This window comes from Pseudomonas putida (assembly GCA_041071465.1).
In the GTDB taxonomy this organism is placed as follows: domain Bacteria; phylum Pseudomonadota; class Gammaproteobacteria; order Pseudomonadales; family Pseudomonadaceae; genus Aquipseudomonas; species Aquipseudomonas putida_P.
Map to the genome: position 1 here is coordinate 3281002 of CP163498.1, position 22292 is coordinate 3303293.

Sequence of the window (22292 nt, forward strand, 5' to 3'; positions counted from 1 at the left end):
GTATCTACATACGCGATTGGCGCGGCCCTCCACTAAAAGGGGCTGGCCCGATAACGTCGTAGTTCGCTGCATAACCATCGAATTTGATAGGGAAGGAACACCACCATGGCATTGACCAAAGACCAACTGATTGCCGACATCGCCGAATCGATCGCCGCGCCAAAAGCCACCGCCAAGAACGCTCTGGAGCAACTGGGCCAGATCGTTGCCGACCAACTGGAAAACGGCGCTGAAATCACTCTGCCAGGCATTGGCAAGCTGAAAGTCTCCGAGCGTCCTGCCCGTACCGGCCGCAACCCTTCGACTGGCGCTGCCATCGAAATCGCTGCCAAGAAAGTCGTCAAGTTCGTTCCAGCCAAAGTGCTGACCGACGCCATCAACAAGTAATTGTTGAAGCGTTGACGAAACCGCGCCCGGCTTGCCCGGGCGCGGTTTTTTCATGCCTGTGATTTACGCTGGGCGTGCCAGGCCAGGCGCGCAGCGGCGTCATGGAAGCTCCAGGCGACCATGCGGCTCTGTTTCTGCCCTTGGCCCATCTCGATGATGCGCACGGCCTTGGCGCCCGCCTTTTTCAGCGCCGCCTCGATACCTGGCAGGTTGCTGGCCTTGGACACCAGGCTGGTGAACCACAGCACCCGCTCGGCATATTGCACGCTTTCGCCAACCAGTTGGCTGACAAAGCGGATTTCGCCGCCTTCGCACCACAGTTCATTGTTCTGGCCTCCGAAGTTGAGCACGGGCAGTTTGCGCTTGGGGTCCTGCTTGCCCAGGTTTTTCCACTTGCGCTGGCTGCCGCGGGTGGCTTCGTCGCGTGAGGCATGGAAGGGCGGGTTGCACAGGGTCAGGTCGAAGCGTTCGCCCTCTTGCAGCAGGCCGCTGAGGATGTGTGCACGGTTGGCCTGCTGGCGCAGGATGATGGCCTTGCCCAGGCCATTGGCCTGGACGATGGCCTTGGCCGAGGCCAGTGCCACCGGGTCGATGTCCGAGCCGAGGAAGCGCCAGCGGTAGTCACTGTGGCCCAACAGCGGGTAGATGCAATTGGCACCTACGCCAATGTCCAGCGCACGTACCTGGGCGCCCTTGGGGACCTCACCCGCATTGTCGTCGGCCAACAGGTCGGCGGCCACGTGGATGTAGTCGGCGCGACCTGGAATGGGCGGGCACAGGTAGTCGGCGGGGATGTCCCAGTGCTGGATGCCGTATTGGGCCTTGAGCAGGGCGCGGTTGAACACCCGCACGGCTTCGGGGTTGGCGAAGTCGATGCTGGGTTTGCCGTGGGGGTTGGTGATGGTGAAGCGGGCCAGGTCAGGGTGGGCCTTGATCAGGCTGGGGAAGTCGTAGCGGCCCTGGTGGCGGTTGCGCGGGTGCAGGGTGGGTTTTTCTGTCATGGTCGGATCCGGTGTTGCAGGCCGTGGGGCTGCTTTGCAGCCCTTTCGCGACACAAGGCCGCTCCTACAGGATAGCGGCGCCCTTCAAACCGGCGCCGTCCCTGTAGGAGCGGCCTTGTGTCGCGAAAGGGCCGCAACGCGGCCCCTGCGGTCTATCAGATTGTTACAGCGCTGCAATCCGCGCATGTTGCTCGGTGAAGTTGGCCAGGGCCTGCTCGGACTCGGCCAGCTTGGCGCGCTCCTTCTCGATCACCGCAGGCGGCGCCTTGTCGACGAAGGCGGCGTTGGACAGCTTGCCGCCCACGCGCTGGACTTCACCTTGCAGACGCTGGATTTCCTTGTTCAGGCGAGCCAACTCGGCGTCTTTGTCGATCAGGCCTGCCATCGGCACCAGCACCTGCAGATCGCCCACCAGTGCGGTGGCCGACAGCGGCGCTTCGTCGGCATCGCCGAGGACGGTGAACGACTCGACCTTGGCCAGCTTCTTCAGCAGCGCTTCGTTTTCCTGCAGGCGGCGCTGGTCGTCGGCGTTGGCGTTCTTCAGGAACAGCGGCAGCGGCTTGCCGGGGCCGATGTTCATCTCGGCGCGGATGTTGCGCAGGCCGACCATCAGCTCTTTCAGCCACTCGATGTCGCCTTCTGCAGCGGCGTCGATGCGCGCTTCATTGGCCACTGGCCACGGCTGCAGCATGATGGTCTTGCCATCGATGCCAGCCAGCGGCGCGATGCGCTGCCAGATTTCTTCGGTGATGAACGGCATGAACGGGTGCGCCAGGCGCAGCGCTACTTCCAGCACGCGCACCAGGGTGCGGCGGGTGCCACGGGCGCGCTCGACCGGGGCGTTTTCGTCCCACAGTACCGGCTTGGACAGCTCCAGGTACCAGTCGCAGTACTGGTTCCAGATGAACTCGTACAACGCCTGGCTGGCCAGGTCGAAGCGGAACTGCTCCAGCTGGCGGGTCACTTCGGCTTCGGTGCGCTGCAGTTGCGAGATGATCCAGCGGTCGGCCAGCGACAGTTCGTAGGCTTCGCCGTTCTGACCGCAGTCTTCGCCCTTGTCCAGCACGTAGCGGGCAGCGTTCCAGATCTTGTTGCAGAAGTTGCGGTAGCCTTCGACGCGGCCCATGTCGAACTTGATGTCGCGGCCAGTGGAGGCCAGCGAGCAGAAGGTGAAGCGCAGGGCGTCGGTGCCGTAGCTGGCGATACCTTCAGGGAACTCGGCCTTGGTCTGCTTGGCGATTTTTTCGGCAAGCTTGGGCTGCATCATGCCGCTGGTGCGTTTTTCCAGCAGGGCATCGAGGGTGATGCCGTCGACGATGTCCAGCGGGTCCAGGACGTTGCCTTTGGACTTGGACATCTTCTGGCCCTGGCCGTCACGTACCAGGCCGTGCACGTACACGGTCTTGAACGGTACCTGCGGGGTGCCGTCTTCGTTCTTGATCAGGTGCATGGTCAGCATGATCATGCGCGCAACCCAGAAGAAGATGATGTCGAAGCCAGTCACCAACACGTCGGTGGAGTGGAACTTCTTGAGGAATTCGGTCTGTTCCGGCCAGCCCAGGGTGGAGAAGGTCCACAGGCCCGAGCTGAACCAGGTGTCGAGCACGTCGTCGTCCTGGCGCAGGACCACGTCGGCGCCCAGGTTATGCTTGGTGCGCACTTCAGCCTCGTCGCGGCCGACATAGACCTGGCCGGCCTCGTCGTACCACGCCGGAATGCGGTGGCCCCACCACAGCTGGCGGCTGATGCACCAGTCCTGGATATCGCGCATCCAGGAGAAGTACATGTTCTCGTACTGCTTGGGCACGAACTGGATGCGGCCATCTTCCACAGCGGCGATGGCGGGTTCTGCCAGCGGCTTGGTGGAAACGTACCACTGGTCGGTCAGCCACGGCTCGATGACAGTGCCGGAGCGGTCGCCTTTCGGCACTTTCAGCGCGTGGTCGTCGATGCTGACCAGCAGGCCCTGGGCGTCCAGGTCGGCGACGATCTGCTTGCGCGCGACAAAGCGGTCGAGGTTGGCGTACTGGGCCGGCAGTCGGGTGTCGACCTGCTCGTTGACGCTGCCGTCGAGGTTGAAGGCCTGGGCGCTGGCCAGCACGAAGGCGTTCTTGTCGAAGATGTTCAGCAGCGGCAGGTTGTGGCGCTTGCCGACTTCGTAGTCGTTGAAGTCGTGGGCCGGGGTGATCTTCACGCAACCGGTACCGAATTCTGGGTCGCAGTAGTCGTCGGCGATGATCGGAATGCGGCGACCGACCAGTGGCAGTTCAACGAACTTGCCGATCAGTGCCTGGTAACGTTCGTCGTTCGGGTTGACGGCCACGGCGGCGTCACCCAGCAGGGTTTCTGGACGCGTGGTGGCAACGACCAGGTAATCCTGGCCTTCGGCGGTCTTGGCGCCGTCGGCCAGCGGGTAGCGCAGGTTCCACAGGTGGCCTTTCTCGTCGTGGTTTTCCACTTCGAGGTCGGAGATGGCCGTGTGCAGCTTGGTGTCCCAGTTGACCAGGCGCTTGCCGCGGTAGATAAGGCCGTCTTCATGCAGGCGCACGAACGCTTCTTTAACGGCTTCGGAGAGGCCGTCGTCCATGGTGAAGCGCTCGCGGCTCCAGTCTACCGACGAGCCCAGGCGACGGATCTGGCGGCTGATGTTGCCACCGGACTGATCCTTCCACTCCCAGACCTTTTCCAGGAACTTTTCGCGGCCCAGGTCATGACGGTTCTGGCCTTTGGCTTCGAGCTGGCGCTCGACCAGCATCTGCGTGGCGATACCGGCGTGGTCGGTGCCTGGCTGCCACAGGGTGTCGCGGCCTTGCATGCGACGGAAACGGATCAGGGCGTCCATGATCGCGTTGTTGAACCCGTGGCCCATGTGCAGGCTGCCGGTGACGTTCGGCGGCGGGATCATGATGGTGTAGGACTCGCCTGCACCTTGCGGGGCGAAATAGTTCTCGGACTCCCAGGTGTTGTACCAGGAAGTTTCAATAGCGTGCGGCTGGTAGGTCTTATCCATGCGCGGCGGGACCCTGTGCATTTATTCGGGAAAGCCGAAAAGTATAACGAAGGCACAGGGTTTAGGCGACAGGCCGGGGGCTGCTTTGCAGCCCTTTCGCGACACAAGGCTGCTGCCACAGATGAACGCCTTCCTCCTGTGGCAGCGGCCTTGTGTCGCGAAGGTCACTCCGAACGCTTGATCAACCGCTCGATCCGCGCATCCAGCCGGCGCTTGATCTCGTTCTCGATGTGCGGGGTAAAGTCGTTGATCACGTCCTGCATGATCAACTGCGCAGCCGCCCGCAGCTCGCTTTCCAGGTGCAGCAGGGTGTCCTGGCGGCGGGTCTGCGGGTCTTCCTCGGGTTCTACAGCTACCGGTTTGGCAACAGGGGCAGGTTTGCCGGCAGGCTCTTCCAGCAGCAACGGGATCTGCTCTACCGTCTCGGTCAGCAGCGGCGGTTGCAGGTCGGCGTCGCCAAGCAGCTGGCGGATCGACTCAAGGTCATCGAGCAGGTGGGCGGAGTCGGGCAAAGGGGAGGGCTTGTCCATCGTCGTCAAAGTCGCTGTAAGCGGTGGTCTTGCAGAGCATAGCCCTGTTCACGGTAGAAACGGAATCGCTCACGGGCTGATTGGCGGATACCAGGCTCTTCGACGACGATTTCGGCTACCCGCTCGAACTGGCCGACAAAACCCGGCACGCTGGCGCCCAGGTTGATCAGCAGGTCGTGGTGCTCGCCTGCGTTGTCAGCCAGGCCCAGGGCCACGTCAGCATCGGCATGCACTTCGGCCAGGTCGTGGGGCACGAACGCCTCGCCCTTGAAACGCCATAAGCGCTGGTCCAGCTCGCTGCGCTGTTCAGTATCCTGGCAGTGCAGATAAACACGGTGGCCGAGGCGCCAGGCTTTTTCGCACAGTTTGCAGGCGAAATCGAGCCGCGCCGACAGCGAGTCGGTGGGCAAGATGTAGAAGTCGACTTTGCTCATGGTTGGTCTCGCCGGCCGGTGGCGCAGGGCACCACCGGCTTCACGGCGTCAGGCGCCAGCGCGGTCCAGCAGGTACTGGGTCAGCAGGGGGACCGGGCGGCCAGTGGCGCCCTTGTCCTTGCCGCCGCTTACCCAGGCGGTGCCGGCGATGTCCATGTGCGCCCAGTTGTAGGCCTTGGCGAAGCGCGACAGGAAGCAGCCAGCGGTGATGGTACCGGCCTTCGGCCCGCCGATGTTGCCCATGTCGGCGAACGGGCTGTCCAACTGCTCCTGGTATTCGTCGAACAGCGGCAGCTGCCAGGCACGGTCGTCGGCGCGCTTTCCGGCATCGAGCAACTGGCCGACCAGGTCGTCATTGTTGCCCATCAGGCCGGAGGTGTGGCTGCCCAGGGCAACGATGCAGGCGCCGGTCAGGGTGGCGATGTCGATCACCGCCTGTGGCTTGAAGCGTTCGGCGTAGGTCAGGGTATCGCACAGCACCAGGCGGCCTTCGGCGTCGGTGTTGAGAATTTCCACGGTCTGGCCGCTCATGGTGGTGACGATGTCACCCGGGCGGGTGGCGCCGCCACTTGGCATGTTCTCGGCGCAGGCCAGCAGGCACACCAGGTTGATCGGCAGTTGCAGCTCGAGCACGGCACGCAGGGTGCCGAACACGCTGGCGGCGCCGCACATGTCGTATTTCATTTCGTCCATGCCGGCGCCTGGCTTGAGGCTGATACCGCCGGTGTCGAAGGTAATGCCTTTACCGACCAGCACGAACGGCTTGTCGGCCTTCTTGCCGCCCTGATAATTGAGCACGATCAGGCGTGGCGGCTGGTCGCTGCCCTGGCCCACGGCGTAGAAAGCGCCCATGCCCAGGTCCTTGATCTTTTTCTCGTCCAGCACTTCAACCTTGAGGCCTTTGTGCGCCTTGCCCAGGTCCTTGGCCTGTTCGGCCAGGAAGCTTGGGTGGCAAAGGTTGGGCGGCAGGTTACCGAGGTCGCGGGTGAAGGCCATGCCGGTGGCGATGGCGCTGGCGTGCTTGACCGCGCGCTCGACTTCGGCCTGGCCGGCCTTGTCGGCCAGCAGGGTGACCTTTTTCAGGGCGCGTGGCTCGGCCTTCTGGCTTTTGAAACGATCGAACACATACTCGCCGTCGAGCAGGGTTTCAGCCAGCAGGCGGTACTTGCCGTAGTGGGCGTCGCGGTTGCTGACAGCGATATCGTCCAGAGCCAGTACGGCATCAGCGCCGTTCAGGCCCTTGAGTACGCCAGCGACACTGGCAACCAGTTTGCGCCAGGCGCGATCACCCAGGGCTTCTTCCTTGCCACTGCCAACCAGCAGCACGCGCTCGGCCTTCAGGCCCGCGAGGTTCTGCAGCAGCAAGGTCTGCCCCGGCTTGCCGGCCAGGTCGCCGCGCTTGAGCACGGCGCTGATGGCGCCTTCGCTGGCCTGGTCGACTGCCTTGGCAACAGCGCCGAGCTTGCGATTTTCACCTACCGGAATGACCAGCGTGGCGGTTTTTACGGATGCAGCAGCTACGCTTTTTACAACCAGTTCCATGTCAGGGTCCCCGAATGATCGATACGTATGGCGCTGTGCGTTCCAGCGCTCTGGACGGGCCTGGCCGCGTCGTCGCGCACCAGCAGAAAAGCTGCCAGTTTGAGCCTGCGGCAAGCGTGCTGACAACCCCGTTGTGCACCTTCATGCGCGGCCAAGTGACAGGGGCGGCCAATCACAGGATAATGCGCGCACTTTACATGGAGGTTCGCCTTTGGCGAACCGGCATTGGTCTTGGATGTACTAAGTCATTGTTTGGCGCCATTGCATGGCAGTCCGCCCTGACAACCCAGGAGTGTCTGGTTTGATCGTCTTTCGTTATCTGTCCCGCGAGGTCCTGGTGACCTTGAGCGCCGTCAGCGCTGTGCTGCTGGTGATCATCATGAGCGGGCGCTTCATCAAGTACCTGGCCCAGGCTGCCCAAGGCGTGCTCGATCCGGGTGTGCTGTTCCTGATCATGGGCTTCCGCCTGCCGGGCTTCCTGCAGCTGATCCTGCCGCTGGGGCTGTTCCTCGGCATTCTCCTGGCTTACGGGCGCCTGTACCTGGAAAGCGAGATGACCGTACTGTCGGCCACGGGCATGAGCCAGCAGCGCTTGCTGGGCCTGACCATGGCGCCGGCTGCCCTGGTCGCCCTGCTGGTGGCCTGGCTGAGCCTGAGCCTGGCACCGCTGGGCGTAGCCCAGGTGCAGCAGATCATCAGCCAGCAGGATGCCCTGACCGAGTTCGACACTCTGGTGCCGGGCCGCTTCCAGACATTACGTGATGGCTCGCGGGTAACCTACACCGAGCAACTGTCGGATGACCGCATCAACCTGGCTGGGGTGTTCATCTCCGAGAAGCGCTTCAACCAGGACAAGACCAAGGACCGTGCCCCGTCGGTGCTGGTCGCCGAGAAAGGCCACCAGGAGATCCAGGCCGACGGCAACCGCTACCTGGTCCTGGAGAACGGCTACCGCTACGACGGCAACCCGGGCCAGGCCGACTACCGTGCTATCAAGTACGACACTTACGGCGTGCTGCTGCCCAAGCCGGAAGTCGCCGAGGAGGTAACCGAGCGCGAAGCTATCCCTACCTCCGAGCTGATTGGCAAGAAAGGCCTGCGTGAGCGCGCCGAACTGCAATGGCGGATATCGCTGCCGATCCTGGTGTTTGTCGTTACCTTGCTGGCGGTGCCGCTGTCACGGGTCAACCCGCGACAAGGCCGCTTCCTCAAGCTGTTGCCAGCAATTCTTCTGTACATGGCCTACCTGACAATGCTGATTTCCGTACGCGGCGCCCTCGAGAAGGGCAAACTGCCGATCGCCCTGGGCATGTGGTGGGTCCACGGCCTGTTCCTGCTGATCGGCCTTGGTCTGATGTACTGGGAGCCTCTGCGCCTCAAACGCGCCGCTCGCCGTGCGGAGGTGGCCCATGGCTAAGCTCGACCGCTACATCGGCCAGAGCGTGCTGATGGCCATTCTGGCTGTGCTGGGGATCATCCTCGGCCTGGCCTCGCTGTTCGCCTTCATCGATGAGATGAGCGACCTGAGTGACACCTACACGGTGATGGAAGCGGGCAACTTCGTCCTGCTTACCGCACCACGGCGGCTGTACGAAATGCTGCCGATGGCGGCATTGATCGGCTGCCTGATCGGCCTGGGCAGCCTGGCCAGCAGCAGCGAACTGACCATCATGCGTGCGGCGGGTGTTTCCATCGGCCGTATCGTCTGGGCGGTGATGAAGCCGATGCTGGTGCTGATGCTGGTTGGCCTGCTGATTGGCGAGTACGTGGCACCGGTGACCGAGAACAAGGCCCAGGCCGACCGTTCCCTGGCCCAGGGTGGCGGTGAAGCGCAAAGCTCCAAACGCGGCATGTGGCACCGCCAGGGCGAGGAATACGTGCACATCAACGCCGTGCAGCCCAACGGCCTGCTGCTGGGTGTAACCCGCTACCGCTTCGACAACGAGCGCAAGATCGTCACCTCGAGCTTCGCCCGCCGCGCGCAGTACCAGGACGACCACTGGCTGCTGGCTGACGTGCGCACCACCTACTTCCGTGGCGACCACACCGAAGTGGTCAACGCGCCGCAGGAGCGCTGGGACGTTTCGCTTACGCCAGAACTGCTCAATACCGTGATTCTGGCGCCGGAGTCGCTGTCGATCACCGGGCTGTGGGACTACATCCACTACTTGTCCGACCAGGGCCTGAACAACGCCCGTTATTGGCTGGCGTTCTGGACCAAGGTGCTGCAGCCGATGGTGACGGCGGCACTGGTGCTGATGGCGATCTCGTTCATCTTTGGCCCGCTGCGTTCGGTGACGCTTGGCCAGCGCGTGTTCACCGGTGTACTGGTGGGCTTCGTGTTCCGCATCGGCCAGGACCTGCTGGGGCCTTCGAGCCAGGTGTTCGGCTTCCCGCCGCTGCTGGCGGTGGTGATCCCGGCAGGCATCTGTGCGCTGGCGGGTGTGTGGTTGTTGCGCCGAGCGGGTTGATGGCCTGAGCTGCATAAAAAGCCGACCCTAGGGTCGGCTTTTTCGTAGGCCCGTTCTGGGTCATTTCTTCTGCTTCGGCACCCGCACCAGTTGGCTTTCCGAGTAGATGTCATGCCAACCGCGCTTGCGCTTGTCGATCAGCACCCAGAAAAAACCCAGCCCCAGGCACAGCCATGAGGCGATCGATACCACAAAGCGCAACAGCGCCTGCCACAGGCTGATGGCCGAGCCATCGGCGTTCTGCACCCGCACACCCCACACCTGCATGCCCAGGGTCTGCCCACCGTGGGTCCAGAACTTGGCAAAGAAGCCGAACAGGGCGAACAGCAACACCGTTGACAGCAGAGGGTCGCCATCCAGTGCGCCGGCCTCGGTCAGCTCGCGCATACGCGCCTCGCCGATAATCGACATCTGGATCATCTTGTAGGCACCAGCGGTTACGATCAGCAGTGCCGTACACAGCAGAAAGTCATAGAACATCGCCGCCAGGCGCCGGCCCAGGCCGACCGGCGGAAAATCACCCTGGGGTGTGAGCAGAGGCTTGGACATGCAGGACGGCTCCAGAAGACGAAGCCGCTATTCTACGGGCAAAAAAAAAGCCCCTGCACTTGGCAGGGGCTTTTGGGTGTCTGGTATTCGCTTATGCGACGACCTGAACCTGGTCGGCCTGCAGGCCTTTCTGGCCCTGGACGGCTACGAAGGTAACCTTCTGGCCTTCTTTCAGGCTTTTGAAACCGTTGCCTTCGATAGCACGGAAGTGCACGAACAGATCAGCACCGCTTTCTGGGGTGATGAAACCGTAACCTTTCTCGTCGTTAAACCACTTGACGGTACCGTTCTGACGCTCAGCCATTGTCTTATTTCCTATGAAGCTTGAATTTTGATGACAGTTACTTTCGCACTTGTTTGTAAGCGAAAGATTACTGGGCTGGGTTGCAGGAAAGTAAGAGACGTCGAACGGGTTGTAGCAAATCTCGGCTACTGGCCCAGGTCACGAACTGTTGCGACCCATGCAAACACAGTGCAGTGACTCTACGCCAACTCCCGAGCGAAAAACAAGCCCTTGGTCGTATGGAAAAATGACCGTCTGCCGATAACCGACCGCTTTGTCGGAAACGGCGTGGCGCCTGGCCTGGCGCCATGTTCAAAAGTTATTGGGAAGGTTCGAAAACGAAAAACGAATATGTCGAACCTGCCCACAACCTTCACAGAACCGTTTCAACCACGGTAGTAACGTTGTGCCACGAAAGGCATTTTGCTGACTTTCAAGGCAACCTTCTTGCCGCGTACTACGGCAAACAGGGGGGTGTCGAGTGCAGCATGTTCACTCTCGATATAACCCATTGCAACAGGGGCGCCGAGTGTCGGGCCAAAGCCACCGCTGCACACTTTACCTACCGGTTTATCGTTTGCATCGACAATGTCCGCCCCTTCACGTACTGGGGTACGTTCTTGTGGCAACAGCCCGACACGTTTGCGCGCCACTCCCTCGCGCTGGTGGGCGAAGATTGCCTCGGCGCCAGGGAACCCTGCAGCACGCGCACCCTCGGCACGGCGCACTTTGGAAATCGCCCACAGCAGACTGGCTTCGATCGGAGTGGTCTCGGTATTCATGTCATGGCCATACAGGCACAGGCCGGCTTCCAGGCGCAGCGAGTCGCGCGCGCCCAGGCCGATAGGTTGTACTTCCGGCTCGGCCAGCAGGCGGCGGGCCAAAGCTTCGGCGCCTTGGACCGGTACCGAAATCTCGTAGCCGTCTTCGCCGGTGTAGCCCGAGCGGCTGACGAAGCAGTCTTCACCCAGCAGTTTCACCGGGCGGAACTGCATGAAGGTCATGCCGGCCACTTCCGGGGCCAGGCGCTCAAGCACCTTGACCGCTGCCGGCCCTTGCAGGGCGAGCAGGGCACGCTGCTCGAACAATGGCTGCACCTCGCAACGGCCGCCGATGTGCGTTTGCAGGTGGGCCAGGTCCTGGTCCTTGCAAGCGGCGTTCACCACCAGGAACAGGGTGTCGTCGCCCAGGTTGGCCACCATCAGGTCGTCAAGGATACCGCCTTGTTCATTGGTGAACATGGCATAGCGTTGCATGCCCACCGGCAGGTCGATGATGTCCACTGGCACCAGGCTTTCCAAGGCCTTGGCGGCATCGGCGCCGCGCAGGATGATCTGGCCCATGTGCGAGACATCGAACAGGCCGGCCTGCTCGCGGGTGTGCAGGTGTTCCTTGAGCACGCCCAGCGGGTACTGCACTGGCATGTCGTAGCCGGCGAACGGCACCATGCGCGCCCCCAATTCCAGGTGCAGGGCATGCAGTGGGGTCTTGAGCAGTGTTTCGGACATCGGTGACTCCTTGCTGTTGTTGTCGGGTCAACATTCGATGATGTTGACGGCCAGGCCGCCTCGGGCGGTCTCTTTGTATTTGCTTTTCATGTCGGCGCCAGTCTGGCGCATGGTGCGGATGACCTTGTCGAGGGACACGAAGTGCTGGCCGTCCCCGCGCAAGGCCATGCGCACCGCGTTGATGGCTTTCACCGAACCCATGGCATTGCGTTCGATGCAGGGCACCTGCACGAGGCCTCCGATCGGGTCGCAGGTCAGGCCCAGGTTGTGTTCCATGCCGATTTCGGCGGCGTTCTCCACCTGCTGCACGCTGCCGCCCATCACTTCGCACAACGCCCCGGCGGCCATCGAACAGGCGACGCCGACTTCTCCCTGGCAGCCCACTTCGGCGCCGGAGATGGAGGCGTTTTCCTTGTACAGGATGCCGATGGCCGCAGCGGTGAGCAGAAAGCGCACCACCCCGTCCTCGCTGGCACCCGGCACGAAACGCATGTAGTAGTGCAGTACCGCCGGGACGATGCCCGCCGCACCGTTGGTGGGGGCGGTAACCACACGCCCGCCATAGGCGTTTTCCTCGTTCACCGCCAAAGCGTAGAGATTGACCCAGTCAAGCACCGACAGGGCGTCACGCAGGCTGGCCTCCGGGTGGCGGCTCAGTTGGCGGTACAGGGCTGGTGCCCGGCGTTTTACCTTGAGCCCTCCTGGCAAGATACCTTCGTGCTGGCAACCGGCTTCGACGCAATCCTGCATCACCTGCCAGATGCGCAGCAGCCCGGCGCGGGTTTCTGCCTCTGGGCGCCAGGCGGCCTCGTTGGCCAACATCACTTGGCTGACTGACAGTTGCATTGCAGAGCAATGGCCTAGCAGTTCCTTGGCCGTCTTGAAGGGGTAGGCCAGCACAGTGCTGTCCTCGACGATGCGGTCATGGCCGGCGGCGTCCTCATCCACCACGAAACCGCCGCCCACCGAGTAGTACTCGCGGCTGCGGATTTGCAGGCCGGCCTCGTCGAACGCGCGGAAGATCATGCCATTGGGGTGGTAGTCCAGCGGCTTGCGGATCATCGCCAGGTGCTGCTTTTCGATGAACGCAATGCTGTGCTCGCCCAGCAGGTTGATGCGGCCGCTGTCGCGGATGGCCTGCAGCCGAGCCGGGATGCTGTCGGTGTCGATAATGTCTGGGTGTTCGCCTTCAAGGCCCAGCAGCACGGCCTTGTCACTGCCATGGCCCTTGCCGGTGGCGCCCAGTGAGCCATACAGCTCGGCCCTGACGCTGGCGGTGCTGGCAAGCAGGCCGTCACGGCGCAGCCCTTCGGCAAAGCGCGCAGCGGCACGCATCGGGCCGACTGTGTGTGAACTGGAGGGGCCGATGCCGATCTTGAACAGGTCGAAGACACTCAATGACATGGTGACCTCCTGCCAGGGTTTCAGGACGGACGGTGAACCCTGTGGGAGCGGGTTTACCCGCGAATGCGGCGGTAAAGCCACCATCGCATTCGCGGGTAAACCCGCTCCCACAGAGGCCCACACCTCAACTCAGGGAACGGGCCCGAAAGCTATCAGGCGTCCTGATAGCTCTCGATCGACGGGCAGGCGCATACCAGGTTACGGTCGCCGAACACGTTGTCGACCCGGCCGACTGGCGGCCAGTATTTGCCTTCCACCAGGCTCGGCAGCGGGTACACCGCCTGTTCGCGGCTGTAGCCATGGGCCCATTCGCCAACCAGCTCGGCCGCCGTGTGCGGGGCGTTTTTCAGCGGGTTGTCGTCCTTGTCCAGGCTACCGTTCTCGACCGCGCGAATTTCTTCGCGGATCTGGATCATCGCGTTGCAGAAACGGTCGAGTTCTTCCTTGGACTCGCTTTCGGTCGGTTCGATCATCAGCGTGCCTGCCACCGGGAAGGACATGGTCGGGGCATGGAAGCCGAAGTCGATCAGGCGCTTGGCCACGTCGTCGACGCTGATGCCGCTGGTGTCCTTCAGCGGGCGCAGGTCGAGGATGCACTCGTGAGCCACCAGGCCATTACCGCCGGTATACAGAACAGGATAGTGCTCTTCCAGGCTGCGGGCGATGTAGTTGGCATTGAGGATCGCCATCTGCGAGGCACGCTTGAGGCCGGCACCGCCCATCATGCGGATGTACATCCAGGTGATCGGCAGGATGCTGGCGCTGCCGAACGGTGCGGCGCACACCGCACCTTCGGTGTTTTCCAGTTTCGCGTGACCAGGCAGGAACGGCGCCAGGTGCGACTTGACGCCAATCGGGCCGACGCCCGGGCCGCCGCCACCGTGCGGGATGCAGAAGGTCTTGTGCAGGTTCAGGTGGGAAACGTCGCCACCGAACTTGCCAGGGGCGCACAGGCCGACCATGGCGTTCATGTTGGCGCCGTCGATATACACCTGGCCACCGTTGTCGTGAATGATTGCGCAGATTTCGCCGATCGCTTCCTCGAACACACCGTGGGTCGACGGGTAGGTAATCATGATCGCGGCCAGGCGCTCGCGGTGTTCGATGGCCTTGGCGCGCAGGTCCTCGACATCGACGTTGCCGCGGGCGTCACAAGCGGTGACTACGACGCGCATGCCCGCCATGTGTGCGGTGGCCGGGTTGGTGCCGTGGGCCGACGATGGGATCAGGCAGATGTCGCGGTGGCTTTCGCCGCGGCTGCGGTGATAGGCGCGGATGGCCAACAGGCCTGCGTATTCGCCCTGCGAGCCGGCGTTGGGCTGCAGCGATACTGCGTCATAACCGGTGGCGGCACACAGCATGGCCTCCAGTTCGGTGGTCATCTGCAGGTAGCCTTGGCTCTGCTCGGCCGGGGCGAACGGGTGCAGGTTGCCGAACTCGGCCCAGGTGACCGGGATCATTTCGCTGGCGGAGTTCAGCTTCATGGTGCACGAGCCCAGCGGGATCATGCTGCGGTCCAGCGCCAGGTCCTTGTCGGCCAGGCGGCGCAGGTAGCGCATCAACTCGGTTTCGCTGTGGTAGCGGTTGAACACGGGGTGTTCGAGGATGGCCGACTGGCGCAGCAGGGCGGTGGGCAGCAGCGAACCGGTGCTGGCGGCCAGGGCGACGAAGTCAGGTTGTGCCTGGTCACCAGCGAACAGCTGCCACAGCGACTCGACGTCAGCCTGGCTGCTGGTTTCGTCCAGCGACAGGCCCAGGTGGGCGGCGTCGATCTGGCGCAGGTTGATGCCCTGGGCGCGTGCCTTGTCATGCAAGCTGGTGGTGGCGGTACCGGTGGCCAGGGTCAGGGTGTCAAAGGCGCTGGTGCCCACTACCGGTACGCCCAGGGCCTTCAGGCCGGCGGCCAGGATCGCGGTCAGCGCATGGGTACGCTCGGCAATGCGCTTGAGGCCGGCCGGGCCGTGGTACACGGCAAACATGCTGGCGATGTTGGCCAGCAGTACCTGTGCGGTGCAGATGTTGCTGGTGGCCTTTTCGCGGCGGATGTGCTGCTCGCGGGTTTGCATGGCCAGGCGCAGGGCGGTTTTGCCGAAGCGGTCGATCGATACGCCGACCAGGCGGCCCGGCATGTCGCGCTTGAACGCGTCGCGGGTGGCGAAGTAGGCCGCGTGCGGGCCACCGAAGCCCAGGGGTACGCCAAAACGCTGGGCGCTGCCGATGGCCACGTCGGCGTCGAACTCGCCCGGAGGGGTCAGCAGCGTCAGCGCCAGCAGGTCGGCAGCGACGGCGACCAAGGCGTTGGCGGCGTGGAAGCGCTGTACCACTTCACGGTAGTCGAACACTTCACCGTTGCTGGCTGGGTACTGCAGCAGGGCGCCGAAGAAGGCGCTGACATCGCCCAGCTCGCGCTCGTCGCCGACCACGACCTCGATACCCAGCGGCTCGGCGCGGGTGCGCAGCACGTCCAGGGTTTGCGGGTGGCAGTGCACGGAGGCGAAGAAGGTGTGGCTGGCCTTGTTCTTCGACAGGCGCTTGCAGAAGGTCATGGCCTCTGCGGCGGCAGTGGCTTCGTCGAGCAGCGAGGCATTGGCGATCGGCAGGCCGGTCAGGTCGCTGATCAAGGTCTGGAAGTTCAGCAGCGCTTCCAGGCGGCCCTGGGAAATTTCTGGCTGGTACGGGGTGTAGGCGGTGTACCAGGCTGGGTTTTCCAGCAGGTTGCGCAGGATCGGCGCCGGAGTGTGGGTGTTGTAGTAGCCCTGGCCGATGTAACTTTTGAACAGCTGGTTCTTGCCGGCGATGGCCTTGAGCGCGGCGAGCGCGTCGGCTTCGCTCTGGCCGTCGTGCGAGCCAAGCACGCTGGTGCCCTTGATGCTGTCAGGGATGACTGCGGCAGTCATGGCGTCCAGCGAGTCGAAGCCCAGGGCGGCGAGCATGGCCTGTTCGTCAACGGCGCGCGGGCCGATGTGGCGGGCGATGAATTCGTTGGCGGTGCCGAGGTTGATGGTCATGGCGCAGTTCCTCAAGCGTCGTCGTTGGCTTTGATCAGGCGGTCGTAGGCGTCCTGGTCGAGCAGTGCGCTGACTTCGCTCATGTCGGCCGGGTTGAAGCGGAAGAACCAGCCTTCGCCCATCGGGTCTTCGTTGACCAGCTCTGGGCTGTTTTCGAGCTGGTCGTTGACCGCGACCACTTCGCCGCTCAGCGGCATGTACACGCCGCTGGCGGCCTTTACCGATTCAACGGTGGACGCTTCGCTGCCTTTCTCGTACTGCTGCAACTCGGGCAGTTGCACGAAAACCACATCGCCAAGGGCGTTCTGGGCGTAGGCGGTGATACCCACGGTGACGCTGCCATCGGCTTCGACGCGCAGCCATTCGTGATCTTCAGTGAAACGCAACTCGCTCATGGGGAATCCTCGGGAAGCAGGGCGTTGGGCGCGGTGGCTCCGCGCTCTTGGGTTGCGATTCCCTAAGCAATATCGCGGCCAATCACAAAAAATCGTTATAAATCATATGCTTATATTGTTTCTGCAATGCGTTTGACATTTTTGTGGAACGATAACGCTACAGTTGGCGAGGGGAGAGAAAGGGTTTTGTGATCAAACCCTTGTGCAGACGCATCTGAATGGTTGTGTATCGATTTCAATCCGGCGTACTGAAATCGATACAGCCTTGAGAGCCGGGTTCATCCTCCGATAAGGAGGAGCAATGCCAGGTACAACTTGATCACGACGACATTGATGATGTCGATGAAGAACGCGCCCACCATCGGTACCACCAGAAAGGCAATCTGGGAGGCGCCGTAGCGCTGGGTCACCGCCTGCATGTTGGCGATGGCCGTCGGCGTCGCACCCAAGCCGAAGCCGCAGTGCCCTGCGGCCAGGACTGCCGCATCGTAGTTGCGCCCCATCACCCTGAAGGTCACGAAGATCGCGAATAGCGCCATGACCAGTGTCTGCACGGCCAACAAGATGAAGAAGGGTAAGGCCAGGGCTGCCAGGTCCCACAATTTGAGCGACATCAAGGCAATGGCCAGGAACAGGGACAAACTCACGTTGCCCATTACTGACACTTCCCGCTCGAATACACGGTAAAAGCCGATTGCTGAAAGCCCGTTGCGCAACACTACCCCCACGAAGAGTACGCAGACGAAGGTCGGTAGTTCAAATGTTGTGCCTTTCAATGCGCTATTAAGTAGTGTGCCGGCCAGCAAGCTGACGGCAATAAGTGCGAGGGTCTCGATAAATGTAAATGGCGTAATCAGGCGCTCTTTATGCGGGTGTTCGAAACCCTTTGGTAACTGCGGAACTTCTTCTTCGATACCGGGTGCCTTGACGCGCTTGATCAACATCCTGGCGACGGGACCACCAATCAAACCGCCCAGCACCAGGCCGAAGGTGGCAGAGGCCATTGCCAGTTCGGATGCCGAAGCCAGGCCAAATCTCTCGGTGAAGGTTGCGCCCCAGGCAGCGCCTGTACCGTGGCCCCCCGACAAACTGATAGAACCGGTCAGCAAGCCCATCAGCGGATCGAGCCCCAATGCTGTTGCCAGGCCGATGCCCATGGCGTTCTGAACCAGCAGCAAGCCTGTGACCACCAGCAAAAACACCGCCACCACGCGCCCGCCCTTTTTCAGGCTGGCGAAGTCTGCACTCAAGCCGATGGTGGCGAAGAATGCCAACATCAACGGCGTTTGCAGCGAGGTATCAAACTGGACGTGTACATCGAAACTGCGCAAGGCCAAGAGTGACAAGGCAACGACCAGGCCGCCTGCAACAGGCTCCGGGATATTGTAAGTACGCAGGAAACCAATTCGTGCGACCAAACTACGCCCCAGTAGCAATACTAAAGAGGCGGCTACAAGTGTCCCGTAAAAATCGAGTTAAATCATCAGGGTACTCTTCGTTCAGGGTGACAAGCGAAATTACAACGTCACCATTCTACGGCGAGCACTCCCGTCAATTGCGGCTGCGCGGTTAGGAAAAGTCTGAACCATCCGCCAGTTTTGACGATAACTATCAGGGTTTGCCGGGTATTCCATATTTGCGCAAGCGCTGGGCGATGGCGGTATGCGAAGTTTGCAAGCGCCCGGCCAGTTGCCGCGTCGATGGGTAACTGGCATACAGGCGCTGCAACAGTTCGCGTTCGAAATCTCCCACGGCCTGTTCCAGGCTGGCCACTTCACCCTCTTGCCCGCGTGCCACCGAGGTCCCCGCAATGTCCAGGTCGCCGATGTCCACCAGGTTGCTCTCGCAGATGGCCGCCGCGCGGAAAATCACGTTCTGCAACTGACGCACATTGCCCGGCCAAGGGTTGGCCAGCAGTGCCGAATGGGTGGCCGGAGTCAGCCGGCAGGCTGGGCGCTGGATCTGCGTGCAAGCCTGCTGCATGAAGAAGTGCGCCAGCATCAGGATGTCCTGGCCACGGTCGCGCAGTGGCGGCACCTGCAGGTTGAGCACGTTCAGGCGGTAGAACAGGTCTTCGCGGAAGCTACCTTCGGCAACCATGCGCTCCAGGTCGCGGTGGGTGGCGCTGATGATGCGCACATCCACCTTCACCTCGCGGTCACCGCCCACCCGGCGGAAGCTGCCGTCGCTGAGAAAGCGCAGCAGCTTGGCCTGCAGGTACGGTGACATTTCGCCAATTTCATCAAGGAACACCGTGCCCTGATTGGCCAACTCCATCAGCCCGGGCTTGCCACCGCGTTGCGCGCCGGTGAAGGCGCCGGGGGCGTAACCGAACAACTCGCTCTCGGCCAGGCTCTCGGGCAGCGCGGCGCAATTCAGTGCCAGGAACGGTGCCGCATGGCGGCTGCTGATGGCATGGCAGGCGCGGGCGACCAGCTCTTTACCCGTGCCGGTTTCACCATGTACCAGCAGTGGCGCATCAAGCGCTGCCACGCGCAGGGCGCGGGCCTTCAGGGTGCGTATGACCGGCGACTCGCCAAGCAAGGCATCGAAGCCTTCGGCGTGGTCGTGGTGCAGGGCCGACAGGCGTTCGCCCATGCGCGAAGGTGGGTACAGCGTCAGCAGGCCACCGGCGTTGGTGATCGGCATGGCGTCCAGCAGCAGGCTCTGGCCGTTCAACTGCATTTCGCGCATGGGCAGGTGGAAGTTGTTGTCCAGCAGGGCCTGCAGCAGTGCAGGGTCGCCAAACAGTTCATCCACCGAGCGCCCGGCGGATTCACGGCCGCACAGTTCGATCAGCGCCGGGTTGGCCAGCAACACCAGGCCTGCGCTGTCCACCGCCAGCACCGGGTCGCTCATGGCCGCTAGCAGGGCATCGAGTTGCAGGTGGCGACGCTGGCCGGGGAGGATGTCGACCACGTCCACCGACTGCACGCCGTGTACTTCGAACAGCGCGTCATGCAGTTCTTCGAGCACGGCGGGGCTGAGGGTGGGGGCGTCGATGTAGACGTTCGGCGGGACCATCTCCACGGCGTCCAGGTTGAGGTTGCGGGCACCGAGCAGGGCGAGGACTTCCTGGGTGATGCCGACGCGGTCGATGAAGCTGACGTGGATGCGCATGGGGAGGCGAAAGGTGGTGGCCGGGGAGGGCGGTAGTATGCCTTAACATCGCCGGGGCCGCTTTGCGGCCCTATCGCGACACTAGGCCACTCCCACAACGTTTACGCATTCAGTTGTGGGAGCGGCCTTGGGCTGCAAAGCAGCCGCAAAATGCTGAAATCACTCGAGATGTTCAGGTTTGATCGGGTCGCCCGATTTCACATCGAGCTTTTCGCGGATGTCCGCGAACATATAGTCATAGAGCTTGTGTGGCGAACTCAGGGTCTCGAACTTCTTTGGCGGCGCCAGGTACGACTGGGCCTTGCGGGTCAGCAGCATGAGGAAACTGGGCAGTACCTGGTCCTTGGGGAGGAAGAACTTTTCTTCCACCGGTTTGCCTTCGATGCTGCCATGCATGTGGAATTGAATGCCTCTGCCTTCCCTGGGGTCCGACACGGCCTCGTACTCGATGTTCAGGTCGTAGCTGTGGTCGGCATTGTTCAGCGCAGTGCGCTCGATGTGTACATGACCGGGGTGGTACTGGGCCATGGTTAGCTCCTTTGGAAGGTCGAAAATGGCGGGCCCCGTGAGCCCGCCGACTGCATTCAACGGTAGCTGATCCCAGGCTTCTCGGTAGAAACCCGAGTGCCGGCGGTGCCCTTGACGATGTCCTCGATGTTTTCCAGCGAGCTGATCACGGCGACCTTGCCGGTATTGCGGGCGAAATCACTGGCTGCTTGAACCTTCGGCCCCATGGAGCCGGCAGCGAAGCCCAAGCGTTCGAGTTCGTCCGGGTGGGCCTGGGCAATGGCTTTCTGCGTTGGCTTGCCCCAGTCAATGTAGGCTGCATCGACGTCGGTGGCGATTATCAGAAGGTCGGCTTCCAATTGTTCGGCCAGCAGCGCCGAGCACAGGTCTTTGTCGATCACCGCCTCGATGCCTTTGAGCTTGCGGTTTTCATCGTACATGGTGGGGATGCCGCCACCGCCGGCGCAAATCACGATACTGCTCTTTTCCAGCAGCCACTTGATCGGGCGAATTTCGAAGATGCGCTTGGGTTTCGGGCTGGCCACCACGCGGCGGTACTTGTCGCCGTCGGCCTTGACTACCCAGCCCTTTTCCTTGGCCAGGCGCTCGGCTTCTTCCTTGCTGTAGACCGGGCCGATGAACTTGGTCGGGTCCTTGAACGCTGGGTCGTTGGCGTCCACTTCCACCTGAGTCAGCAAGGTGGCGAACGGCACCTCGAAGGCCAGCAGGTTGCCCAGTTCCTGTTCGATCATGTAGCCGATCATGCCTTCGGTTTCGGCACCCAGCACGTCCAGTGGGTAGGCTTCGTCCGGCTTGTAGGAAAGGGCCTGCAGCGACAGCAGGCCGACTTGCGGGCCGTTGCCGTGGGCGATGACCAGCTCGTTACCGGGGTGAATCTTGGCGATCTGTTCGGTGGCGGTGCGGATATTGGCGCGCTGGTTGTCAGCGGTCATGGGCTCGCCGCGACGCAGCAGGGCGTTGCCGCCCAATGCAACAACGATACGCATGGGGAATGTCCTTTGCATTTGCAGAAGAGGGGTACACCTCGCCCCCCACAAGGAGGGCGAGGTACGCCGTCAGAGGTCAGCCAGGGTCGAAACCAGGATCGCCTTGATCGTGTGCATGCGGTTTTCCGCCTGCTCGAAGGCGATGCAGGCGGGTGACTCGAACACGTCGTCGGTCACTTCGATACCGTTGGCCAGGTCTGGGTACTGTTCGGCGATCTGCTTGCCGACTTTGGTTTCGGAGTTGTGGAACGCCGGCAGGCAGTGCATGAACTTGGTCCGTGGGTTGCCGGTGGACTTCATCAGTTCGGCATTCACCTGATAAGGCTTGAGCTGCTTGATGCGCTCACCCCAGGCCTCGATCGGCTCACCCATCGATACCCACACGTCGGTATGCACGAAGTCCACACCCTTGACCGCGGCTTTCGGATCTTCGGTGAGGGTGATGCGCGCGCCGCTTTCTTCAGCGTACTTCTTGCAGCGTTCGACCAGGTCGTCGTGTGGCCACAGCGCCTTGGGCGCGGCGATGCGCACATCCATGCCAAGCTTGGCGCCAATCAACAGCAGCGAGTTGCCCATGTTGTTGCGGGCGTCGCCCAGGTAGGCGTAGCTGATGTCGTGCAGCGGCTTGTCGCTGTGTTCGCGCATGGTCAGCACGTCGGCGATCATCTGCGTCGGGTGATATTCGTCGGTCAAGCCGTTGAACACCGGTACGCCGGCGAACTTGGCCAGCTCTTCGACGATTTCCTGCTTGAAGCCACGGTATTCGATGGCGTCGTACATGCGCCCGAGCACACGGGCAGTGTCCTTCATGCTCTCCTTGTGACCGATCTGCGAAGAGTTGGGGTCGATATAGGTAACGTTGGCGCCCTGGTCATAGGCGGCCACTTCGAACGCGCAGCGGGTACGGGTGGAGGTTTTTTCGAAGATCAGGGCAATGTTGTTGCCCTTCAGGTGCTGCTGTTCGGTGCCGGTGTACTTGGCGCGCTTGAGGTCGCGGGACAGGTCAAGCAGGTAGCGCAACTCGCGCGTGGTGTGGTGTTCCAGGCTGAGCAGGTTGCGGTTGTGAATGTTGAACGCCATGACAGTTTCTCCTTGAGTCCGGTGATGTCCCGGCCGCCACTTTGTGGGTGCGGCCG

At 62.3% G+C, this 22292-nt stretch carries 18 protein-coding genes and 1 pseudogene; 3 read left to right on the plus strand and 16 right to left on the minus strand.

Translation table 11 applies throughout. The features are described from left to right. Positions 1-105: 105 nt before the first annotated feature. Complete coding sequence (locus AB5975_15175) at positions 106-387, plus strand: HU family DNA-binding protein (GenBank protein XDR18041.1); 282 nt, start codon at positions 106-108, stop codon at positions 385-387. A gap of 50 nt (positions 388-437) precedes the next feature. Here AB5975_15175 and rlmF read toward each other — a convergent pair whose 3' ends face one another. The 5 genes from rlmF to AB5975_15200 all read right to left on the minus strand — a co-directional run bounded on the left by rlmF (position 438) and on the right by AB5975_15200 (position 6904). Further along, positions 438-1388, minus strand: a complete 951-nt coding sequence (gene rlmF / locus AB5975_15180) for a 23S rRNA (adenine(1618)-N(6))-methyltransferase RlmF (protein ID XDR18042.1) — start codon at positions 1386-1388, stop codon at positions 438-440. A gap of 163 nt (positions 1389-1551) precedes the next feature. Further along, a complete protein-coding gene (locus AB5975_15185) occupies positions 1552-4398 on the minus strand; it encodes a valine--tRNA ligase (GenBank protein ID XDR18043.1) in 2847 nt (948 codons plus the stop codon). A 164-nt stretch (positions 4399-4562) separates the two neighbouring features. Then, a complete protein-coding gene (locus tag AB5975_15190) occupies positions 4563-4928 on the minus strand; it encodes a DNA polymerase III subunit chi (GenBank protein XDR18044.1) in 366 nt (121 codons plus the stop codon). 5 nt (positions 4929-4933) lie between these two features. Further along, entirely contained in the window at positions 4934-5362 is a 429-nt protein-coding gene (locus AB5975_15195; protein ID XDR18045.1) for a DNA polymerase III subunit chi, read from the minus strand. Positions 5363-5410: 48 nt separating this feature from the next. Beyond that, positions 5411-6904, minus strand: coding sequence for a leucyl aminopeptidase (locus AB5975_15200; protein XDR18046.1), 1494 nt, complete (start codon positions 6902-6904; stop codon positions 5411-5413). Between the two features lie 301 nt (positions 6905-7205). Between AB5975_15200 and lptF the strand changes: the two genes are divergently transcribed. Continuing rightward, positions 7206-8321: an LPS export ABC transporter permease LptF gene (gene lptF, locus AB5975_15205; GenBank protein ID XDR18047.1), complete on the plus strand. Its 1116-nt coding sequence runs from the start codon at positions 7206-7208 to the stop codon at positions 8319-8321. Then, on the plus strand, positions 8314-9375 hold the full coding sequence (lptG, locus tag AB5975_15210; GenBank protein ID XDR18048.1) for an LPS export ABC transporter permease LptG: 1062 nt from the start codon (positions 8314-8316) through the stop codon (positions 9373-9375). Before lptF ends, lptG begins: the two co-directional genes overlap by 8 nt. 60 nt (positions 9376-9435) lie before the next feature. Here lptG and AB5975_15215 read toward each other — a convergent pair whose 3' ends face one another. From AB5975_15215 to AB5975_15265, 11 genes and pseudogenes are all read right to left on the minus strand, one after another. Next, complete coding sequence (locus AB5975_15215; protein XDR18049.1) at positions 9436-9924, minus strand: RDD family protein; 489 nt, start codon at positions 9922-9924, stop codon at positions 9436-9438. A gap of 91 nt (positions 9925-10015) precedes the next feature. Then, a complete protein-coding gene (locus AB5975_15220; GenBank protein ID XDR18050.1) occupies positions 10016-10228 on the minus strand; it encodes a cold-shock protein in 213 nt (70 codons plus the stop codon). Between the two features lie 365 nt (positions 10229-10593). Beyond that, positions 10594-11715: a glycine cleavage system aminomethyltransferase GcvT gene (gcvT, locus tag AB5975_15225; GenBank protein ID XDR18051.1), complete on the minus strand. Its 1122-nt coding sequence runs from the start codon at positions 11713-11715 to the stop codon at positions 10594-10596. A 27-nt stretch (positions 11716-11742) separates the two neighbouring features. Then, on the minus strand, positions 11743-13119 hold the full coding sequence (locus AB5975_15230) for an L-serine ammonia-lyase (GenBank protein ID XDR18052.1): 1377 nt from the start codon (positions 13117-13119) through the stop codon (positions 11743-11745). 152 nt (positions 13120-13271) lie between these two features. Next, positions 13272-16127 (minus strand): aminomethyl-transferring glycine dehydrogenase, encoded by a 2856-nt coding sequence (gene gcvP / locus AB5975_15235; GenBank protein ID XDR18053.1) that lies wholly within the window; start codon positions 16125-16127, stop codon positions 13272-13274. An 11-nt stretch (positions 16128-16138) separates the two neighbouring features. Then, the gene (gene gcvH, locus AB5975_15240) at positions 16139-16522 is read right to left on the minus strand and encodes a glycine cleavage system protein GcvH (GenBank protein XDR18054.1); all 384 of its coding nucleotides are present in this window, start codon (positions 16520-16522) and stop codon (positions 16139-16141) included. Between the two features lie 278 nt (positions 16523-16800). Further along, positions 16801-18006: pseudogene (gltS, locus tag AB5975_15245) on the minus strand (sodium/glutamate symporter). Positions 18007-18133: 127 nt separating this feature from the next. After that, positions 18134-19642, minus strand: coding sequence for a sigma-54-dependent transcriptional regulator (locus tag AB5975_15250; GenBank protein XDR18055.1), 1509 nt, complete (start codon positions 19640-19642; stop codon positions 18134-18136). 159 nt (positions 19643-19801) lie between these two features. Next, positions 19802-20170, minus strand: coding sequence for a DUF5064 family protein (locus AB5975_15255; GenBank protein ID XDR18056.1), 369 nt, complete (start codon positions 20168-20170; stop codon positions 19802-19804). Positions 20171-20226: 56 nt separating this feature from the next. Further along, positions 20227-21156, minus strand: coding sequence for a carbamate kinase (arcC, locus tag AB5975_15260; GenBank protein XDR18057.1), 930 nt, complete (start codon positions 21154-21156; stop codon positions 20227-20229). A 69-nt stretch (positions 21157-21225) separates the two neighbouring features. Continuing rightward, positions 21226-22236: an ornithine carbamoyltransferase gene (locus tag AB5975_15265; GenBank protein XDR18058.1), complete on the minus strand. Its 1011-nt coding sequence runs from the start codon at positions 22234-22236 to the stop codon at positions 21226-21228. Between the last annotated feature and the right edge of the window lie 56 nt (positions 22237-22292).

Coding starts and splice junctions, on each gene's coding strand:
- AB5975_15195 (XDR18045.1), bottom strand. CDS start 5,362: ATGAGCAAAGTCGACTTCTACATCTTGCCCACCGACTCGCTGTCGGCG.
- AB5975_15265 (XDR18058.1), bottom strand. CDS start 22,236: ATGGCGTTCAACATTCACAACCGCAACCTGCTCAGCCTGGAACACCAC.
- gcvT (XDR18051.1), bottom strand. CDS start 11,715: ATGTCCGAAACACTGCTCAAGACCCCACTGCATGCCCTGCACCTGGAA.
- AB5975_15250 (XDR18055.1), bottom strand. CDS start 19,642: ATGCGCATCCACGTCAGCTTCATCGACCGCGTCGGCATCACCCAGGAA.
- AB5975_15255 (XDR18056.1), bottom strand. CDS start 20,170: ATGGCCCAGTACCACCCCGGTCATGTACACATCGAGCGCACTGCGCTG.
- AB5975_15230 (XDR18052.1), bottom strand. CDS start 13,119: ATGTCATTGAGTGTCTTCGACCTGTTCAAGATCGGCATCGGCCCCTCC.
- gcvP (XDR18053.1), bottom strand. CDS start 16,127: ATGACCATCAACCTCGGCACCGCCAACGAATTCATCGCCCGCCACATC.
- AB5975_15215 (XDR18049.1), bottom strand. CDS start 9,924: ATGTCCAAGCCTCTGCTCACACCCCAGGGTGATTTTCCGCCGGTCGGC.
- AB5975_15200 (XDR18046.1), bottom strand. CDS start 6,904: ATGGAACTGGTTGTAAAAAGCGTAGCTGCTGCATCCGTAAAAACCGCC.
- AB5975_15175 (XDR18041.1), top strand. CDS start 106: ATGGCATTGACCAAAGACCAACTGATTGCCGACATCGCCGAATCGATC.
- gcvH (XDR18054.1), bottom strand. CDS start 16,522: ATGAGCGAGTTGCGTTTCACTGAAGATCACGAATGGCTGCGCGTCGAA.
- arcC (XDR18057.1), bottom strand. CDS start 21,156: ATGCGTATCGTTGTTGCATTGGGCGGCAACGCCCTGCTGCGTCGCGGC.
- AB5975_15190 (XDR18044.1), bottom strand. CDS start 4,928: ATGGACAAGCCCTCCCCTTTGCCCGACTCCGCCCACCTGCTCGATGAC.
- AB5975_15220 (XDR18050.1), bottom strand. CDS start 10,228: ATGGCTGAGCGTCAGAACGGTACCGTCAAGTGGTTTAACGACGAGAAA.
- rlmF (XDR18042.1), bottom strand. CDS start 1,388: ATGACAGAAAAACCCACCCTGCACCCGCGCAACCGCCACCAGGGCCGC.
- AB5975_15185 (XDR18043.1), bottom strand. CDS start 4,398: ATGGATAAGACCTACCAGCCGCACGCTATTGAAACTTCCTGGTACAAC.
- lptG (XDR18048.1), top strand. CDS start 8,314: ATGGCTAAGCTCGACCGCTACATCGGCCAGAGCGTGCTGATGGCCATT.